At 42.5% G+C, this 18,017-nt stretch carries 20 protein-coding genes and 1 other annotated feature; of the genes, 7 read left to right on the top strand and 13 right to left on the bottom strand.

Annotation, left to right across the window (positions count from 1 at the left end):
* Together EDD69_RS12680 and pepV are read right to left on the bottom strand one after the other, a co-directional pair.
* On the bottom strand, positions 1 to 725 hold a 725-nt coding region (locus EDD69_RS12680; protein WP_132949299.1), incomplete at its 3' end, for an IS110 family RNA-guided transposase.
* A gap of 287 nt (positions 726 to 1,012) precedes the next feature.
* Entirely contained in the window at positions 1,013 to 2,419 is a 1,407-nt protein-coding gene (gene pepV / locus EDD69_RS12675; protein WP_132949298.1) for a dipeptidase PepV, read from the bottom strand.
* A gap of 173 nt (positions 2,420 to 2,592) precedes the next feature.
* Here pepV and EDD69_RS12670 point away from each other — a divergent pair, with 173 nt between their 5' ends.
* Positions 2,593 to 2,814, top strand: a complete 222-nt coding sequence (locus EDD69_RS12670; protein WP_132949297.1) for a DeoR family transcriptional regulator — start codon at positions 2,593 to 2,595, stop codon at positions 2,812 to 2,814.
* Between the two features lie 59 nt (positions 2,815 to 2,873).
* Here EDD69_RS12670 and EDD69_RS12665 read toward each other — a convergent pair whose 3' ends face one another.
* The gene (locus tag EDD69_RS12665) at positions 2,874 to 3,599 is read right to left on the bottom strand and encodes a pseudouridine synthase (RefSeq protein WP_132949296.1); all 726 of its coding nucleotides are present in this window, start codon (positions 3,597 to 3,599) and stop codon (positions 2,874 to 2,876) included.
* Positions 3,600 to 3,703: 104 nt separating this feature from the next.
* Here EDD69_RS12665 and EDD69_RS12660 point away from each other — a divergent pair, with 104 nt between their 5' ends.
* A complete protein-coding gene (locus tag EDD69_RS12660) occupies positions 3,704 to 3,952 on the top strand; it encodes a prefoldin domain-containing protein (protein WP_132949295.1) in 249 nt (82 codons plus the stop codon).
* 17 nt (positions 3,953 to 3,969) lie between these two features.
* On the opposite strand, the gene EDD69_RS12655 is transcribed toward EDD69_RS12660, so the two are convergent.
* Positions 3,970 to 5,595, bottom strand: a complete 1,626-nt coding sequence (locus EDD69_RS12655; protein WP_132949294.1) for a putative polysaccharide biosynthesis protein — start codon at positions 5,593 to 5,595, stop codon at positions 3,970 to 3,972.
* Between the two features lie 114 nt (positions 5,596 to 5,709).
* Here EDD69_RS12655 and EDD69_RS12650 point away from each other — a divergent pair, with 114 nt between their 5' ends.
* The gene (locus tag EDD69_RS12650; protein WP_132949302.1) at positions 5,710 to 6,978 is read left to right on the top strand and encodes a BaiN/RdsA family NAD(P)/FAD-dependent oxidoreductase; all 1,269 of its coding nucleotides are present in this window, start codon (positions 5,710 to 5,712) and stop codon (positions 6,976 to 6,978) included.
* Positions 6,979 to 7,094: 116 nt separating this feature from the next.
* On the opposite strand, the gene EDD69_RS12645 is transcribed toward EDD69_RS12650, so the two are convergent.
* The 7 genes from EDD69_RS12645 to EDD69_RS12615 form a co-directional block, all read right to left on the bottom strand.
* Positions 7,095 to 7,391 carry a rhodanese-like domain-containing protein gene (locus EDD69_RS12645; protein WP_132949293.1) on the bottom strand — a complete coding sequence of 99 codons (297 nt, stop codon included), beginning with the start codon at positions 7,389 to 7,391 and terminating at the stop codon, positions 7,095 to 7,097.
* A 51-nt stretch (positions 7,392 to 7,442) separates the two neighbouring features.
* Entirely contained in the window at positions 7,443 to 9,863 is a 2,421-nt protein-coding gene (gene leuS, locus EDD69_RS12640) for a leucine--tRNA ligase (RefSeq protein ID WP_132949292.1), read from the bottom strand.
* 68 nt (positions 9,864 to 9,931) lie between these two features.
* Positions 9,932 to 10,157 (bottom strand) — a binding site (T-box leader).
* A 102-nt stretch (positions 10,158 to 10,259) separates the two neighbouring features.
* On the bottom strand, positions 10,260 to 10,841 hold the full coding sequence (locus EDD69_RS12635; protein WP_132949291.1) for a DUF2087 domain-containing protein: 582 nt from the start codon (positions 10,839 to 10,841) through the stop codon (positions 10,260 to 10,262).
* Between the two features lie 93 nt (positions 10,842 to 10,934).
* A complete protein-coding gene (locus EDD69_RS12630; RefSeq protein WP_132949290.1) occupies positions 10,935 to 12,134 on the bottom strand; it encodes an MDR family MFS transporter in 1,200 nt (399 codons plus the stop codon).
* A gap of 23 nt (positions 12,135 to 12,157) precedes the next feature.
* Complete coding sequence (locus tag EDD69_RS12625; RefSeq protein WP_132949289.1) at positions 12,158 to 12,352, bottom strand: hypothetical protein; 195 nt, start codon at positions 12,350 to 12,352, stop codon at positions 12,158 to 12,160.
* Positions 12,353 to 12,438: 86 nt separating this feature from the next.
* Positions 12,439 to 12,606: a glycogen biosynthesis protein GlgD gene (locus tag EDD69_RS12620; protein ID WP_132949288.1), complete on the bottom strand. Its 168-nt coding sequence runs from the start codon at positions 12,604 to 12,606 to the stop codon at positions 12,439 to 12,441.
* Between the two features lie 12 nt (positions 12,607 to 12,618).
* Positions 12,619 to 12,882 carry a YtzC family protein gene (locus EDD69_RS12615; protein WP_132949287.1) on the bottom strand — a complete coding sequence of 88 codons (264 nt, stop codon included), beginning with the start codon at positions 12,880 to 12,882 and terminating at the stop codon, positions 12,619 to 12,621.
* 145 nt (positions 12,883 to 13,027) lie between these two features.
* On the opposite strand from EDD69_RS12615, the gene mnmL reads away from it, so the two are divergent.
* The 4 genes from mnmL to EDD69_RS12595 all read left to right on the top strand — a co-directional run bounded on the left by mnmL (position 13,028) and on the right by EDD69_RS12595 (position 16,052).
* On the top strand, positions 13,028 to 13,981 hold the full coding sequence (gene mnmL, locus EDD69_RS12610) for a tRNA modification radical SAM protein MnmL/YtqA (RefSeq protein WP_132949286.1): 954 nt from the start codon (positions 13,028 to 13,030) through the stop codon (positions 13,979 to 13,981).
* Complete coding sequence (mnmM, locus tag EDD69_RS12605; protein WP_132949285.1) at positions 13,978 to 14,550, top strand: tRNA 5-(aminomethyl)-2-thiouridylate-methyltransferase MnmM; 573 nt, start codon at positions 13,978 to 13,980, stop codon at positions 14,548 to 14,550. The genes mnmL and mnmM overlap by 4 nt, the downstream gene beginning before the upstream one ends.
* A gap of 34 nt (positions 14,551 to 14,584) precedes the next feature.
* Positions 14,585 to 15,010 carry a lysophospholipid acyltransferase family protein gene (locus tag EDD69_RS12600; RefSeq protein ID WP_165871793.1) on the top strand — a complete coding sequence of 142 codons (426 nt, stop codon included), beginning with the start codon at positions 14,585 to 14,587 and terminating at the stop codon, positions 15,008 to 15,010.
* Between the two features lie 157 nt (positions 15,011 to 15,167).
* Complete coding sequence (locus EDD69_RS12595; RefSeq protein WP_132949283.1) at positions 15,168 to 16,052, top strand: diacylglycerol/lipid kinase family protein; 885 nt, start codon at positions 15,168 to 15,170, stop codon at positions 16,050 to 16,052.
* A 42-nt stretch (positions 16,053 to 16,094) separates the two neighbouring features.
* Here the strand turns inward: EDD69_RS12595 and EDD69_RS12590 are convergent, their stop codons facing one another.
* Together EDD69_RS12590 and EDD69_RS12585 are read right to left on the bottom strand one after the other, a co-directional pair.
* Positions 16,095 to 17,174 (bottom strand): tetraprenyl-beta-curcumene synthase family protein, encoded by a 1,080-nt coding sequence (locus EDD69_RS12590; protein ID WP_132949282.1) that lies wholly within the window; start codon positions 17,172 to 17,174, stop codon positions 16,095 to 16,097.
* Positions 17,149 to 17,967 carry an alpha/beta hydrolase gene (locus tag EDD69_RS12585; RefSeq protein ID WP_132949281.1) on the bottom strand — a complete coding sequence of 273 codons (819 nt, stop codon included), beginning with the start codon at positions 17,965 to 17,967 and terminating at the stop codon, positions 17,149 to 17,151. Before EDD69_RS12585 ends, EDD69_RS12590 begins: the two co-directional genes overlap by 26 nt.
* Positions 17,968 to 18,017: the final 50 nt, after the last annotated feature.

Genomic DNA, 18,017 nt, shown 5'->3' with positions numbered 1-18,017 from the left:
TCGATTCGTTCTTCGATGTCCCGAAGTAAACTTTCCAACGATTCGATGTGCTTCCACGATTGGCGAATCATGAACAGTTGATGGTTGGTCAATGTACCAAAGAGAGAATCCTGAATTTGTTGTCTTTTCCTCTTCATACTCCTGTGAATGCAAGCATCGACTTCGGTTTCTTCGATGTATCCCTGTTTCATTAAACGTTCCAGTAGCTTTCGCCCAGATACACCAAATACATCCGAAATCACGGAACTTAACTTGATATTGGAACATTCCAACACTTTTTGAATGCGGTTTTTCTCCGCGGTTAACTGCCCGATCCATTTTTTGCGCAAGCGAGTTAAATCCCGTAATTCTCGAATGTTCTCTGGAGGTACGAAACTCTTCTCGATCAATCCGTAACGCAACAATTTGGCGATCCATTCAGCATCGGAAACATCGGTTTTTCTCCCCGGTACATTTTTGATTCGCTGAGCGTTAGCAAGTGTAATGTCAAAGTAATCTTCCAAAATATTGAACACAGGTTTCCAGTAAACGCCCGTACTCTCCATCGCAATATGAGTGACACCACGATCCTCTAACCATTTCAGAAGACGAAACAAGTCTTTCGTGAAAGTAGGAAATGTTTCAACTTCCTTTTGAACGTGTTCTTCCTCTCCAAGAAGAGCACAAACGACAATTGTTTCGGCATGGACATCTAATCCTGCACAACGATGATAAAGAACATCCATGATTCTTACTCCTTCCATCGATAAATTCGCAAACAGGGAGTCCATTTGCACGTTAGGCATTTTTCTGTTCGTAGTCACCTTTTCACACGAAAAGGGCTGACAATGGGTGGAACACCAAATGGACTCAAACAGTTTTTATTACAGGGTCGAACCACCATTAAAGAGAACGTCTTTCAAAACTGTTTGCGTTCATATCCATTATGGGAAGGAATGATGGATTTTCATGCATGGGTGGGGAGTAAAATTACTCATGGATGTTTTTATTATAACACTATTTGGAAGCAATCTCATTTCGCTAGCTCATAAATTGCTTGTGCATAAATCGCTGTCGCTTTTAGCAAGTCATCAATCAACATATATTCATCTTTTTGATGAGCAACATCTTCACGTCCTGGGAAGAGAGGACCAAAGGCAACCCCAGCTTTTAAAGAACGCGCATACGTACCGCCGCCGATCGAAAGCAGCGTCGCCTTCTCTCCCGTTTGCTCTTCATATACTTGTTGTAACGTTTGAATGAGCGGATGATCTTTCGCTACGTAATGCGGGTTCGAGTTGCTAAAATTCGTAAGGGCGAAACCATGTTTCTCTGCCACTTCCGCTATTTTTTCCTTTGTTTGAGCGATATCGTTTGTCACAGGATAACGTAAATTTAACCCAAGTTTTCCGCCTTGCTCATCCGTATAGGACATGATCCCAACGTTGATCGTTAAATCTCCAAGCTCTTCATTCATATGAGCAACACCTAATTTTTTCCCGCGCGAATCACCGCAAAAGTAGCGATGAGCAAAATCGATAAACATTTTCGCTCGGCTGTTCATTGCTTCATTCGCTAAAAATTGCACAAGAAGCAACCCTGCATTTTTTCCGTTATTCGGCTCCATTCCATGCGCTGAAATTCCTTGGATGCGCAATGTAATGGTTTCCCCATCAATCACCGTGTCTCCATCGCTTTGTACATCTTTTAAAAATTGCATAAACCGCTCTTTTACATCCTGAACTTGTTTCGTTTGCAATGTCGCTTCAGCCAAATCAGGAACCATATTATATCTTCTGCCTGAATGGAACGAAAGCAGCTTTACATTTCCTTCTTCAAGCTCGCTTTCTTCTTTTTGTACTAAATCAAAATCGGCAATTCCTTTTTCCGCATAAATAATTGGAAAGTCCGCATCAGGAGCAAACCCCATCGTCGGCATTTCTTCTTTTTGGAAATATCGCTCAACACAGCGCCAATCACTTTCTTCATCGGTTCCGATGATCATCCGCACTCGTTTTGTGAGCGGAAGGCCGAGCTCTTTTACGATTTTCATTGCGTAAAATGCTGCCATCGTCGGCCCTTTATCATCTAAAGCACCGCGCGCATAAATTTTCCCATCACGAATTTCCGCTCCAAACGGTTCCATTGTCCATCCATCCCCTGGCGGCACGACATCCACATGGCATAAAACACCGATGATTTCGTCTCCTTCTCCCATCTCAATATGCCCTGCCAGCCCATCCACATTTTTTACTGTAAACCCCTCTTCTTTTCCGCGCTGCAATAAATATTGAAGCGCTTCATACACCCCTTTCCCTAGCGGCGCTTCTGCTGTCGCTGTTGTTTCATCAAGAACGCTTGGGATCCGTAAAAATGTTTGCGTATCTTGAATCAATTGTTCTTTTCGTTTCAATACCTCGTGCATCCAATTTATTTTCATTCTTCTCCTTCCTTTCATTAGAAAAATCATGCAAAAAAATGTGTAAATATTGTGTAAAATTCAGCAAATTTATAGCATTTTTCCTGTATATTCGTGTAAAATAACAAATGAGACATCTAGTTTTCTCATCTCTGTTGTGCCATGCGAATTATGTAACGATAGGGAGTGATCATTTGAAACCTTCAACTCACCGAATGCTAACCCGTATTAAGTCCGTCTACATGTTCATTAACGAAAGAGGGACAGTGACGACGCAAGAGCTCGTGGATGAATTCGGCATTACTCCACGAACGATTCAGCGGGATTTAAACGTGTTAGCATACAACGATTTAGTTCACAGCCCTAGCAAAGGTAAATGGACAACAACATCGAAAAAAGTAAGGATGTCATCATAAGAGAGAAAATGTCAATTCACATAGATGGAACCTTTGAGAAAGGTTCCTATTTTTTTGCGTTATTCCTCCATGTGTTCTCCCTTTAATAAGGCAATTTCTTCATCCGTCAATTCGCGATACTCTCCAGGTTCTAATGTTTCATCTAACGGTAGCGGCCCCATTTGAATGCGCTTTAAATAAACCACTCTTTTTCCAACCGCTGCAAACATGCGTTTGACTTGATGAAATTTTCCTTCTGTAATCGTTAGCTCCACATCGGAACGAATGCCTGATTTTAAAATCGTTAATTCTGCCGGTTTCGTTTGATATCCATCGTCTAAAACAACCCCTTGCCGAAACAATTGTACATCTTCTTCTGTCACTTCACCATCCACAACGGCAAAATACGTTTTCGGTACATGCTTTTTCGGCGAAAGCAATTGATGAGCAAGCTGTCCATCATTGGTTAATAACAGCAATCCTTCCGTATCTTTATCAAGACGCCCGACCGGGAAAGGATTAAAAATACGATCTTCCTCTTCAAGCAAATCAACAACCGTTTCTTGCGTTAAATCTTCGGTCGCCGAAATCACTCCTTGCGGCTTATTCATCATTAAATAAATAAACGGCTTATATTGAACTACTTCTCCCCAAACGGTGACAACCTGCGTATTCGGATCAACCTGTGTCTTTGCATCCTTCACAACGACGTCGTCAATTTTCACAACGCCTGACTTCAATAGCTTTTTGACTTCTTTTCTCGTTCCATATCCCATGTTTGCTAAAAGTTTATCAATACGCAGCATCGTATCCCTCCAATTCTTTTTAACGAACTAGGCGTTCGTCTATATCACGATGACATTTATCACATATACTGCCTACGAATGAAAAAGCGAAAGGAGTTTTGACAATGGATTATCGGCAACAACAACCAGGAACTCAATACGGAGGATATCCAGGATATCCTGGATACCCAGTCATACAAGAATTTCCGGGAGCACCGGGATCTACAAGCGCCCAAGGATTTCCATTCGGCAATATTGAGCGTCGCCTTGATCGAGTTGAACGTACATTACAACGTCAACAACAAGAAATTAACAATTTAAATCGCCGAGTGCAACGGCTCGAACGTCGACTTGGGTTTTCGGAAGGTTTTTGATGTGAAAAGAAGGCTGTTTACGAAACAGCCTTCTTTCTTTTTTTGCGCAAAAAGGAAAAGCGATCCCCAAACAAATAGTAAAGCAATTGTGAGCGTTCGCTTAAATAAAAATAAACAGCCGCACCGACGATTCCTCCGACAAAAACAATCATAAGCGAATGAATGACACTTCCGTTATAGTGTAACAATTTTTCAACTAGCTTCACAATAGGCACAACGACAACAGACATCACCGCTGTTAAAATGGCCATGAACGTTGTGCGTCGCAATACAAATCCGTAACGATACTTCGTGTATCGTTGAATAATCCATAAGTTGAACAATACCGAAAGCAAATAACCAAGCGTCGTGGCTAAAATGGCCCCAATCGTTTCAAACTTCGCAATCAAATAGTAGTTTAAACAAAGTTTGACCAATAACCCACCTGTTAAACTGATCATCGTAAATTTTTGTTTGTTAATTCCTTGCAAAATAGCGGCGGTGACGGAAAATAGCGCAAATAAAATCGCGGTTGGCGCATACCAACGCAACACTTCTGTTCCGAGCGGGTCATAGCTGTAAAAAGCGGCGTACACATACTCCGCCAACAGCGCCATTCCAACAACGGCAGGCAATGTTAAAAAGATCACGATTTGAAACGTATCGTTTAAATATTTGCGCAACTGCTTTCGGTTATTTTGTACGTATGCTTTTGTAATCGTTGGAATTAACGTTAAACTAAATGAAGTCGCTAACGTGACAGGAATGATGACCAATTTTTGTGCGTAGACATTAAAAATTGAATAAGCATCTTCAGAAATCGCTCCTAGACCGATGCTTGCCATCGCTTTATTAAACGTAAATTGATCGATGAGCTGATATAGAGGCATCGCCAATCCGACAAACACGAATGGAGCTGCATAAAGAATGAGCTCTTTATACATCTCTTTCAGCGATAAATGCAGCGTGCCGCGATCTTTTTGAAGCAGTTCATCTAAAAATCGTTTTCGTTTGATCCAATACCATATGAGCACCCCTAATCCGCCGAGCGCGCCGACAAACGCCGCAAACGTTGCAAAACGAATCGCTGTAACAAGCGAACCGTGCCATACGCGTAGCACCATATAACAGCCGGCCAACAAAAAGATGATGCGCACAAGCTGTTCTACCACTTGCGACAACGCGGTCGGTCCCATCGATTCATGCCCCTGGAAAAAACCGCGAATCAAACTCATCACCGGAACAATTAAAAGCGCAAAACTGACCGTTTGAATGACGAGCGTTACATCATGAATCGAGTTGCCAGGCCCATCCTCGTTCACAACAAACGGTGCAATCAACGGGGCGCTTACATATAAAATAAGCCAAGCGACAAACCCTGTTGCACTCATTAACACTAGACCCGAGCGAAACAACTTTCGCCCGACATGATATTCCCCAAGCGCATTATATTTCGATACAAATTTTGAAACCGCAAGCGGCACTCCCATCGTCGCAATGCTGATGAAAATGGTATACGGAACATATCCGTACGAATAAAGAGCTCCGCCTTGTTTTCCAACCAACTGATAAAATGGAATCACATACACGATCCCAAGAATGCGTGACAATAGCACGCCAAGCGTTAAAATAAACGTGCCACGCAACAATTTCGAAGACGACATAACATCCCTTCCTTAATGTAAAAGCTTGTTCAATCGCTTTACTTATTTTAGCACACTTTCTTCTTCGTATCGAAACGATTTATAATAGAGAAGCAGAAAGGATGTGAACAATTGTTGAATTATGATGTCATCGTCATCGGCGGGGGGCCGTCCGGGTTGATGGCAGCGATTGCCGCTGGCGAGCAAGGAGCAAACGTATTGCTTGTTGATAAAGGAGACAAGCTTGGGCGCAAGCTTGCCATTTCTGGCGGCGGACGTTGCAACGTCACAAACCGGCTGCCCGTTGATGAAATCGTCAAACATATTCCAGGAAACGGCCGCTTTTTATATAGCGCTTTTTCGATTTTTAATAACGAAGATATTATTCGCTTTTTTGAAAATCTCGGCATTCCGCTAAAAGAAGAAGATCATGGCCGCATGTTCCCCGTAACAGACAGCGCGCAATCGGTCGTAGACGCGCTCATCAAGCAACTGAAAAAATTAAAGGTAGATATTCGCCTAAACACGCCTGTAGCAGACGTCGAATACGAAAACGGAAAAACGGTCGGCGTGACGCTGAAAACAGGTGAATTCATCGGCGCTACATGCGTGGTCGTCGCCGTCGGCGGTAAATCTGTTCCACAAACCGGCTCAACGGGAGACGGTTACGCATGGGCCGAAAAAGCAGGACATACCGTCACGGAACTTTTTCCAACCGAAGTACCGATTACATCGAAAGAACCTTTTATTCAACAGCGAACGTTGCAAGGACTTTCCTTGCGCGATGTAGCGTTAAGCGTATTAAACCCGAAAGGAAAAACGATCGTGACGCACCGAATGGATATGATTTTTACCCATTTTGGCATTTCTGGTCCGGCAGCACTTCGCTGCAGCCAATTTGTCGTGAAGGCGTTAAAAAAATATGGAACGGGTTTTGTTACGATGAGCATTGATGCCCTCCCTGATCAAAATCGCGAAGAGCTGTTTCAATCGATCGTAAACATGTTAAAAGCCGAGCCGAAAAAAGCGATAAAAAATGTATTAAAAGGATTATTGCCAGAACGGTATTTACTATTTTTGTTAGAGAAAAACGGCATCGATCCGCAAACGCCTGCCAGCACGCTAGCCCACGAAAAGTTGCGCGCGTTTGTCGATGATTGCAAGCAATTTCAATTTCATGTGCACGGTACATTGCCGCTCGAAAAAGCGTTCGTTACTGGCGGCGGTGTATCTGTCAAGGAAATTCATCCAAAGGAAATGTCGTCAAAACTCATGGACGGGCTTTATTTTTGCGGCGAGATTTTAGACATTCACGGCTATACGGGCGGATTTAACATTACGGCCGCGCTTGTCACTGGACGTCTTGCTGGAATGAATGCCGCCAAACGAGCAAAACAAAAATAAGATTGTCTCAATCGAGGCAATCTTATTTTTATACGTCAAAATTTGTTTCACAAATTCTCGGAAATCATCTAGATGTTTTTTCGCTTGAACCATTTCTCAAGGCGTATGCTTTTCCATCAAACCAATTCCCCATCCCATGCAAGCATTCCATCGACCACGTTGCACACATCATAACCTTGTTCCTCTAAGTAACGGCAAACATGTTCGCTTCGCACACCTGCGCGGCAAATGAAAATATAGGTTTCCTCTTTGTTAAATTCATTCAGCCGATTCGGAATGTCTCCCATTTTGATGTGCTTGGCTCCAGGAATCATCCCAAACGCCACTTCCTCATCTTCGCGAACATCAATAATGTTTAGCTTTTCACCGCGTTCAAGACGTTCTTTTAATTCGGCTGCCGTTATTTCTTTCATCTTTTCTCACCTCTTTAAAATAAGCCCCTCACAAATGCGAGGGGCGAATCTTTAGTTAGCAACGATATTGACGAGTTTGCCCGGTACGGCAATCACTTTGCGCACCGTTTTTCCTTCGATTTGTTCTTTAATTTTTTCATCTTCCATCGCCAATTGTTCCAATTGCTCTTTCGTTGCATCAGCTGGCACATGCAACTTCGCACGCACTTTGCCGTTCACTTGAATAACAATTTCAACTTCGTCTTCAACTAATTTTGCTTCATCGTACGCTGGCCATGCTTCATATGCGATTGTATTGTTATGGCCAAGTTTCTCCCACAACTCCTCAGCAATATGCGGACAAACTGGCGATAACAATTTCACAAAGCCTTCCATGTATGCCTTTGGCAATTCTGGCGCTTTGTACGCCTCGTTAATGAACACCATCAATTGTGAAATCGCTGTATTGAAACGAAGCGCTTCGTAATCTTCCGTTACTTTTTTCACCGTTTGATGGTAAACGCGTTCAAGCGTATCTGTTTTAGGATTTTCAACGATTTTTGGATTTAATTCTCCGTTTTCTTCAACGAATAAGCGCCATACGCGGTCTAAGAAACGGCGTGCACCGTCTAATCCTTTCGGTGACCAAGCAATGGATGCTTCAAGCGGTCCCATAAACATTTCATAGAGACGCAATGTGTCGGCACCGTGGCTTTCGATAATATCGTCCGGGTTGACGACATTTCCTCTTGATTTACTCATTTTCTCATTGTTTTCACCAAGAATCATTCCTTGGTTAAACAGCTTTTGGAACGGTTCTTTTGTCGGTACGACACCGATATCATACAAGAATTTATGCCAGAAACGCGCATACAATAAGTGAAGAACCGCATGTTCCGCACCGCCGATATATACGTCAACCGGAAGCCATTTTTTCAATTTTTCCGGATCTGCAAGCTGTTTATCGTTATGCGGGTCAATATAGCGCAAGTAATACCAGCAGCTTCCCGCCCATTGCGGCATCGTATTCGTTTCGCGGCGTCCTTTTTTACCTGTCTTCGGATCGACGACATTCACCCACTCTTCAATGTTCGCAAGCGGTGATTCTCCTGTACCTGATGGTTTAATTTGATCCGTTTTTGGAAGCATAAGCGGAAGTTCTTCTTCCGGCACCGGCGTCATTGTACCGTCTTCCCAGTGGATGATCGGAATCGGTTCACCCCAGTAGCGTTGACGGCTGAACAACCAGTCGCGGAGGCGGTATGTGACTTTCTTTTGTCCTTTTCCGTTTGCTTCTAGCCATTCAATCATTTTCTTAATGGCTTCTTCTTTGTTGAGACCGTTTAAGAAATCGGAGTTAATATGCTCGCCGTCGCCTGTATACGCTTCTTTTGTAATATCGCCTCCAGCAACCACTTGCTTGATTGGCAAGTTAAATTTTTTCGCAAATTCATAGTCGCGCTCATCATGGGCTGGTACGGCCATAATCGCTCCTGTACCGTAGCTCATAAGGACATAATCGGCAATCCAGATTGGCAGCTTCTCCCCGTTTACCGGATTAATCGCATACGCCCCAGTGAAGACTCCTGTTTTTTCTTTCGCTAAATCCGTACGTTCGAGGTCGCTTTTACTTTTAATGGAGTCTAAATACGCCTCGACCGCCGCTTTTTGCTCCGGCGTTGTAATTTTTTCAACGAGCGGATGCTCAGGAGCTAACACCGTATAAGTCGCACCAAATAACGTATCTGGACGAGTCGTAAAGACCGTAAACGTTTCATCATGGCCATCAACTTCGAAACGAATTTCTGCCCCTTCTGAGCGGCCGATCCAGTTGCGCTGCATTTCTTTAATGCTTTCTGGCCAATCTAACTCCTCTAAATCTTCGAGTAAACGATCCGCATAGGCCGTAATGCGAAGCATCCATTGTCTCATCGGCTTGCGAATGACCGGATGACCGCCGCGTTCGCTTTTTCCGTCAATAACTTCCTCGTTTGCTAGCACCGTTCCTAACGCTGGGCACCAGTTGACAGGCACTTCATCCATGTACGCTAATCCTTTTTCATACAACTTTAAGAAAATCCATTGTGTCCATTTGTAGTAATTTGGATCAGTCGTATTGATTTCGCGATCCCAATCGTAAGAAAATCCTAAAGCCTTAATTTGACGGCGGAAGTTATTAATATTTTTTTCTGTAAATTCCGCAGGGTCGTTTCCTGTATCTAATGCATATTGTTCAGCAGGCAAACCAAACGCGTCCCATCCCATCGGATGAAGCACGTTATATCCTTGCATTCGCTTCATGCGCGCTAAAATATCGGTCGCTGTATACCCTTCTGGATGGCCGACATGAAGTCCGGCACCAGATGGATATGGAAACATGTCAAGCACATAAAACTTCCGCTTTCCATCGTCATCGTCCGGCGTTTTAAACGTTTTATTTTCTTCCCAATATTTTTGCCATTTCTTTTCAATTTCGCGATGATTATAACTCATCTTTCACCCTCCTCGTTTTACTGTCCATTGTAAACAAAAATCAAAAACAAAAAACCTCTCATCCCTTAAAAAGGGACGAGAGGCTGAACTTCCCGCGGTACCACCCTTATTAGCATGCCAATCGCATGCTCACTCAAATCCTTAACGCAGATTCACGGCGAACATTACTAGGCCAAAGCCGTTCACATCCGCAACTCCGAGGCGAGTTCGTGAACAAACTTCGGTTGACTCGCACCGACCGTCAACTCTCTGCCTTCCGTTTTGTTCACTACTACTCCTCTTCATCGTTATTTGCCAATATTTTTATATTTTATATTCTAAAAAATTTATCGATTCGTTGCAAGTAGGGAAAAGCAAAAGTATGAATCAAGTTTTTGTGGGAGATCTTCCTCTATCCTATTCAATTTTCGCCCACATTTCTTCCGGATTCAACTCATAAATGCTGTTTTCGCGATACATGTAGTTGTTGATGATAAATTCGCGGCGAATGGTGGCATAATCGTCATGAAACTTTTTAATGTACTCATTCAATTCTTTTTCTTCGTATTTTTTACCTTTTTGCAGTCCTTTTAGCATATGTTCCAATACAATGAGCTTTTTCTTTCGCTGAGCTGGGATATTTTTTAAGCGGCCATCGCTCGTAAAGAAGTTTTCAATCACTTTTTGCCGTTCTGCCATAACATCTTTCATATCTTTTTTCACCTCGTCTTGTTCAGCCAAATTCATTAACGCCTTAGCATAGTGTTGAATGACGGTTTCATTGAGATAAAAATAAATCGTATTCCCACTGCGTCGCTCATAGACAGCATTAACATCCCGCAATTTTTTAAGGTGGTGCGTAATCGTCGCCGGAGTGAGACCAAGCTTTCCTGCAATCGCCTGACCATGCAATGGGCCATCAGAAAGCATTTTGATGATGCGAAGGCGCGTTGGATCCCCAATCGTTTTATAAAAGATTACTAATCGGTTAAGCTGCATAACTCCCCTCCATATTAGATGATCATCTAATTAGATGTTAATCTAATTTACATCTTTTGTCAATAAAAAACATACCCGGTTCAACCGAGTATGCTAAACAATTGTAACTGTTTGTTTTTTCTCGTTTTTTCCTTTAGGCAACTTTCGATCGTATAAAAAAGCTGTCACAAATGAAATAGAAGAAAAGATAATCAGTGCGACAAACAATGGTTTCATTCCTGCGGTGTCAACAATAAAGCCGCCGAGGACTGGGCCGATCATTCTTCCGGCAGTCGCCGTGCTGTTGACAAATCCTTGGTAAAATCCTTCTTTCCCTTCTGGAGCCAAGCGGCTTGCAACAGTTGGAATCGCCGGCCATACGAGCATTTCGGCAATGGTCAATACGACCATAGCCGCGATAAAGTCGAAAAACGAGGTTGCCTGCAACAAAATAAAAAACGAGCCGACAAAAATGGCAAATCCGACTGCCATTTGCCGCTTCACTTGACGAAGCCAACGATGAACGGCCGCAGATAACAGCGGCTGCGCCAAAACGATGAGCGCACCATTGACCGTCCAAAGAAAGCTATATTGCTTGAGCGAAATATTCAGTTCTTGCGTATATGCAGCAATCGTGGTTGACCATTGCACATAGCTCAGCCAGCATAAAAAATAGCCGATGCAAAGAATGATCAACGCATTCCAAACGATTCGATTTCCTGCGTTCGTTGCAACCGTTTTTCCCTCTTCTTGTTTTCTTCCTTTTTCCATGTGAACATGCTTCAATCCGAAATAAGCAATAAAGACAAAAAGAATATACATAAATGCATTGGCGATAAAAATGGAATCGAATGAATACGATGCAATCCATCCGCCAAGTGCTGAACCGATCGCAACGCCGATATTTTGCGCCACATATAAGGCGTTAAACGCCCGCCTTCCCCCTTGCGGCCAAATCGCTCCTGCGTAGGCATTGGCGACAGGAAAAACAATCCCAACCCCAAATCCAATAACTGCAAGTAAAATCGGATAATGCGGCCACCCGTGGAAAAAAATTAAAGAAATCACTGCTGCTAACGCTAACAAAGCTCCAACCATTAACGAACGAAAACCGCCCAATCTGTCAAATAAAAAACCGCCGAGCAAATTACCGATCATCGTTGCGGCGGAATTGAGCATTAACACAAGACCGGCAACCGAAAGAGGTTTGTCTAACTGCTCATGAACGTAAATGGCATTCAAAGGCCATAAAAAAGAAGCCCCTGTTACATAGATGGCCATTCCAATAATCAATATCCAAAGAGCACGGGGCATATAAAATTCCTCCTGCCAATATTTCAAATTTCAAAATAAATTGTATTCTTTTTTGTAAGCAGAAGCAATAAAAAAGAGCTTACCGACAAATGAATGGTAAGCTCCCATATAGATAATCTTAATTTTCCGACATGAACAAGCTTTTCTGCCACTTCCCCGAACGAAAACGCCATCAGACAAATGAATTTGTCTGTCATGCGTTTCACGTGGGGCGGCAAGAAAAATCTTGCCGCCTATGGCAGAAAAGCGGTTTTCTATTCATGATGAGATATGTCGGAAACTCAACTTGAATTTATATAGCAGCTCACTGCTCAACATGTTGTTTCGATTTTTGCGGTTGTCCGCCCGTTTCTTCATACGCTTTTTTCGCTTGTTTGACAGGGTCGAAATCTTTCCCTAACTCAATATCATTGTTATTGATTCCATTTCGTGTTTTTTGCTCTGGGTTGTTTTGTTTCGAACGTTTTTTCATCCTTGTCCCTCCTTAATGCTCTAACAAAATCATGTCATTTTGCATTTGTTGCAATTGCAGGCGCATGCGATGCAGTTGTTCGCGCTGTTGCGCATTGCAGCTTAACGCCAAATGAGCTAAATCGTTCACCGTTTCTTCTAACATTTGCTGTGCTTTTGTATATTCCGTATCGTTGTAGTGCTCTTGTTTTTGCGCTTCCGTATATTGATCTTTTGCGTAGCGAATCACATCTTCACAATGCTGTAAAAACTCATCGACCGATTGCCGCGTCGCCATACTTCATCTCCTTCCTAAATGAAATTGATATCATTTCATAGTTTGCGCAGTTTTCATTCATCTATCACATGTTCTTTCCATTGAGCTCATCTTATAAATCATGGTACAATGCTGAAATGATACGATTCAAAAAGGAGGGGCTATTTTGAACCCATTTCCATATACAAACGACAATAAACGTTATCACACATGGAACTATCACTTGCGACAAGTGTTTGGTCATAAAGTGTTCAAAGTTGCGCTAGATGGCGGCTTTGATTGCCCGAACCGCGACGGTACCGTTGCATACGGAGGCTGCACGTTTTGCAGCGCTGCCGGTTCTGGTGATTTTGCCGGCAATCGCGCCGATGATTTAGTCACCCAGTTCAATCAAATTAAAGAAAAGATGCATGAGAAATGGAAAGACGGCAAATATATCGCTTATTTCCAAGCGTTCACCAATACGCATGCCCCTGTGGAAGTGCTGCGTGAAAAATATGAAACGGTGTTAAATTTAGAAGGGGTTGTGGGGTTGTCGATTGCGACTCGTCCTGATTGCCTTCCTGATGATGTCGTTGAATATTTGGCGGAACTGAATGAACGAACGTATTTATGGGTCGAACTTGGATTGCAAACCGTACATGAGCGAACAGCTTTGCTTATTAATCGCGCTCATGATTTTGAATGTTATGTTGAAGGTGTGAATAAACTTCGTAAACATGGCATTCGCGTATGCTCGCACATTATTAACGGTTTGCCGCTTGAAGATTATGACATGATGATGGAGACGGCAAGAACGGTAGCGAACCTTGACGTGCAAGGCATTAAAATTCACTTATTGCACCTTTTAAAAGGAACGCCAATGGTGAAACAATACGAAAAAGGGATGCTGCGCTTTTTATCGTTTGAGGAATATGTCAACCTTGTATGCGATCAATTGGAAATTCTTCCGCCTGAAATGATCGTTCATCGCATTACAGGAGATGGTCCAATCGATTTAATGATCGGTCCAATGTGGAGCGTGAATAAATGGGAAGTGTTAAATGCCATCGATGCTGAATTAGAGCGCCGGAACAGCTATCAAGGGAAATACTACAAAAAAGAAGGGAAGAAACAATGAAGTTAGAACGCATTCTCCCATTTACGCGCACATTGCTTAATTTAGCTGTCCAAGAAGGCGACATCGCCGTTGACGCAACGGTAGGAAACGGGCATGATACGCTTTATTTAGCCGAACGCGTCGGAAAAACAGGTCATGTATTTGGCTTTGACATTCAAGCCCAAGCCATTGAAAACACGACCAACCGCCTGCGAGAGCACGGCGCGTTAGAGCAAGTCACATTATTTCACGCAAGCCATGATCAGCTGATTGAAAAAATTCCCGAACAATATCACGGCAAAATTACCGGCGCCATTTTCAACCTCGGATATTTACCGGGCGGCGACAAACAAATTGTCACCAAACCGGATTCCACGATTCGCGCCGTTGAACAACTGTTAGAAATCATGGCTTCTGAAGGAATCATCGTACTTGTGATTTATCACGGTCATCCTGAAGGCGCCGTGGAACGTGACGCATTGCTTGAGTACGTCCAAACGATCGACCAGCAACGTGCCCATGTGCTTCGTTATCAATTCATTAATCAAGTGAATAATCCGCCATTTATCATAGCGATTGAAAAACGATAAAAACCTTTTGCTTGTTCGGCAAAAGGTTTTTCTGTTGATCATTCATTTTTTAGCAAAAAAGGAGCTGTTTCAGAGAAGAATGACCAATTGGCTTTTTCAAAAACTTCATGCTATTCCTGTTGATCGACAAAGCGGAATAGCCATTCGTCCAGTCCGCCGCTCCTTAAAGGTGATTGAAAACGGGGAAGTTCTTGGAATTTTTCCTGAAGGAAAAAGATGTAAAAATGAGGAAAGGGTCAAACCGAAAAAAGGGGTAGCTTTTTTAGGGGTAAAAACAGGAGCGCCTGTTCTTCCCATTGCGATTATTTTTCTGGATACGAAAAAGCGGATTCGAAAGCCAGTAAAAGTTGTTATTGGGCCAATGATGTATTTAAACGAACTTAAAAGTTCAGATTATACCGTACTGGCAGAGGCTGTTATGGATCGCTCAAGAGAACTTAGAGAAATATATAAGGTTTGAATATTTTTAAAATGGATTATTAAAAAACAGGTGGTAAAATGGTAGAATGAATGAAAACAAAACTATTTATGGAATTATTTTTCACTCATGCCCAACAAACCAATTTTTACATATCCTATAAAACTTTTATTATCTTTAACAAAAAGGAAAGATCGATATGTATTCTTTTATCGTCAATAAAATTTCGGGAAACGGAAAAGGATTAAAAGTTTGGAAAAAGGTTGAGAAGTTGCTTCAAGAAAAACAAGTCAATTATCAAGTGCGTTTTACAGAACGTCCAAAACATGCAATCGAAATTGTTAAGGAGATTTCTTCTGAAACATGTCTTGCCGTTGTTGCCATTGGCGGAGATGGTACGATCCATGATGTTGCTAACGGGTTAATCGGTTCGAATATCCCTTTGGGGATTATTCCTGCGGGTTCGGGAAATGATCTGGCAAGAGCTCTTGATATCCCAATGGACTATAAAAAGGCATTAGAACGTATTTTAATGGGAGAACAAAGAAAAATGGATATTGGAAGAATCAATAACGAATACTGCATCACTGTAACGGGGATCGGTTTTGACGGCAAAGTCGCCGAGGTAAACAATGCATCCAAATTTAAAAATTTGTTGAATTTCATTAGACTAGGCGATCTTTCGTATGCGCATAGCGTCTTGCACGTTTTATTAAAATATCGTCCTGTCAACATTCAGTTAAAAGTTGATGGAAAGACCCTAACTTTTTTTAATGTATGGTTAATTGCCATTGCCAATACTCCGAATTACGGCGGAGGGATTAAAATATGCCCGGATGCTTGTTATCATGATGGGCTTTTTGACATTTGCATCATCCACAGCATGACAAAATGGGAGCTGTTACGCAATTTTCCAAAAGCGTATAAAGGCAAACATGTTTCTCATCCTGGCGTAACCATGCTCAAAGGAAAAGAAGTAGAAGTAATCTCTGAATGGCCGGTGATTGTCCAAAGCGATGGCGAACTGGTTACGAAAACTCCAGTGAATGTGACCATTCAGAAGGAGGCATTGCTGATCATTTAAGTAAACATAAAAGCCTTTTGCCGAAAAAAGCAAAAGGCTTCTCTATCTTGCAAACAGCGGACAAATTTTCTGCCATGTCCGATACGCCCGGCCGTTTAGGTAGAAGAAGTAAGAAATTTGTCCACCGAATTTAATTAACTGCTTAGCCAGTTTCTTTACATCTTTTTGCTTCTGTACTTTTTCGTCAGACAAATACACGCCTAGCAATCCGCGGTTAATAAGACGATGAAATTGTTCATTTGGCAATCCAGCGATATGTTTATCCGCCTCTTCAATAAAATGGCGCAATCGCTCCATCAACGAAGAATGATGCGGATAATAGAAACAAAAGTTTAAATCTCCGCCTAACCGATCTTCCTCTTGATCAATGAAATAATCAAGCAAAATATGTAATCCTTGAATATATGGAAAGTAGCCATTGCGCACTTTTAACGCCATTTCTTCATCGAATGTTTCGGTAAAAGCGTAGGCGACTAAACAGAAAATGCCGAGCGTAGAGCCCGAGCAGGCGGAAAATTCATACCATTCCATCGGCGGAAGATTGTCTTTATATTGGCGAAACCATTGTTCAAGACGCGATACACGCTCATCTTCTTTCACGTGTTTATGCACCTGTAAATCGCAATAATAACTAGCCAGCTCCCGTAAAAACGGCGCAATTTTTTCATAATGCTTTACTTTTTTTAATACGTCTTGGCATGTTTGCACAAGCTCGTGAAGATAGCCGCCGTCATCTTGTTCTTTTCGATAGCGGTAATAATTCGTCACGTTTGCGCCAATCGATAAAGCGTCAAGCATGGAATCGTGAAGAGCCCGAAAATCAAGCGGGTCCAGCGACGTGCTCCGGTCACATAAATTATCGAGATAGTCGCTTATCGTTTGATAAGCAACAATAAAGCGAATACACTCCTCGATTTCCTTTCCCGCAAGAAGCGCTAAAATCGCTCCTCCTTCGCAATGAAACGTTTTCGTTTCAATGCTCGCAAGCGCCTGCTTTCGCAATTCTGCATCAGGAATCGCCTCTGCTTTTTTTCTCCAATACGCTAATTCACGATGCACGATCGGAAATACATCGCGATATACTTTGCTCATTAAGCTAAATGGATTGGTCGGAACTTTCAACTAGCTCACCTCGTTGCAGTTGAAGAGTTAAAAACGTTTGCGCATACAAAAATACTTGCTCACGCTCAGGTTCATTAAAAATTTCATGGTACAACTTCGGCCATTCTTTGTACACTTTTTCTGATAAAGATAATTGATCAAACCATGCCTTTACTGCTGTTTTGTCAACGATTTTATCGTCGCCTGCTTGCATCACTAACAACGGAAGATCAGGAAGATCGGCAATCTTTTCATGAGCAATTTGAATCGCTTTGACCAATTCGCGATACCAACGTACAGACACTTTTGTCACATATAATGAATCATTTTTGTCCATCTCGCGCACTTCTTCGTTGCGCGTCGCTAGTTCCACGGATAATCCTGATGGAAAACGCTTTTTCGGATGAACGTAATTCAAAATGCGCGATAATAGATCAAGCGATTTCGTTGGATATTGCACAAGACCTAGACATGGCGAAGAAAGAATAGCTCCGCGAACCGGGAGTCGCTTTTCTTGCAATGTACGGATGACAACAAGTCCGCCCAAGCTGTGACCGAGCAAAAAGATCGGCAAATAAAACTTCTTTGCTTCGTTCACCCAACTTTCTACCGCTTCAATATATTCGTCAAACGAGTCAATATGTCCTCTTCGGCGGCGCGTCGTCGTTCCTTGCCCAGGCAAATCGCCAGCAACAACATGAAAACCGCTTAAACGAAACATTTCAATAAGCCATTTATAACGTCCATGATGTTCAGCTGCCCCATGAACAATCACGACCGTTCCCTTTGCTTCTTCTGCTTCCCACTTCCGCATAAACACCCTCCTTTTTCATTTACGAATAGAGAAAAAACTTGTAAACTAAA

The sequence above is a fragment of the Thermolongibacillus altinsuensis genome (assembly GCF_004341205.1).
Classification (GTDB): Bacteria; Bacillota; Bacilli; order Bacillales; family Anoxybacillaceae; genus Thermolongibacillus; species Thermolongibacillus altinsuensis.
The sequence above is the reverse complement of the archived record's forward strand: the minus strand, read 5'-3'. Positions and strand labels throughout refer to the sequence as shown.

Excerpts from the sequence above, each read along its gene's own strand:
- pepV (WP_132949298.1), bottom strand. The coding sequence starts at position 2,419 with ATGAAAATAAATTGGATGCACGAGGTATTGAAACGAAAAGAACAATTG.
- EDD69_RS12665 (WP_132949296.1), bottom strand. The coding sequence starts at position 3,599 with ATGCTGCGTATTGATAAACTTTTAGCAAACATGGGATATGGAACGAGA.
- EDD69_RS12660 (WP_132949295.1), top strand. The coding sequence starts at position 3,704 with ATGGATTATCGGCAACAACAACCAGGAACTCAATACGGAGGATATCCA.
- EDD69_RS12655 (WP_132949294.1), bottom strand. The coding sequence starts at position 5,595 with ATGTCGTCTTCGAAATTGTTGCGTGGCACGTTTATTTTAACGCTTGGC.
- EDD69_RS12645 (WP_132949293.1), bottom strand. The coding sequence starts at position 7,391 with ATGAAAGAAATAACGGCAGCCGAATTAAAAGAACGTCTTGAACGCGGT.
- leuS (WP_132949292.1), bottom strand. The coding sequence starts at position 9,863 with ATGAGTTATAATCATCGCGAAATTGAAAAGAAATGGCAAAAATATTGG.
- EDD69_RS12635 (WP_132949291.1), bottom strand. The coding sequence starts at position 10,841 with ATGCAGCTTAACCGATTAGTAATCTTTTATAAAACGATTGGGGATCCA.
- EDD69_RS12630 (WP_132949290.1), bottom strand. The coding sequence starts at position 12,134 with ATGCCCCGTGCTCTTTGGATATTGATTATTGGAATGGCCATCTATGTA.
- EDD69_RS12620 (WP_132949288.1), bottom strand. The coding sequence starts at position 12,606 with ATGAAAAAACGTTCGAAACAAAACAACCCAGAGCAAAAAACACGAAAT.
- EDD69_RS12615 (WP_132949287.1), bottom strand. The coding sequence starts at position 12,882 with ATGGCGACGCGGCAATCGGTCGATGAGTTTTTACAGCATTGTGAAGAT.
- mnmM (WP_132949285.1), top strand. The coding sequence starts at position 13,978 with ATGAAGTTAGAACGCATTCTCCCATTTACGCGCACATTGCTTAATTTA.
- EDD69_RS12595 (WP_132949283.1), top strand. The coding sequence starts at position 15,168 with ATGTATTCTTTTATCGTCAATAAAATTTCGGGAAACGGAAAAGGATTA.
- EDD69_RS12585 (WP_132949281.1), bottom strand. The coding sequence starts at position 17,967 with ATGCGGAAGTGGGAAGCAGAAGAAGCAAAGGGAACGGTCGTGATTGTT.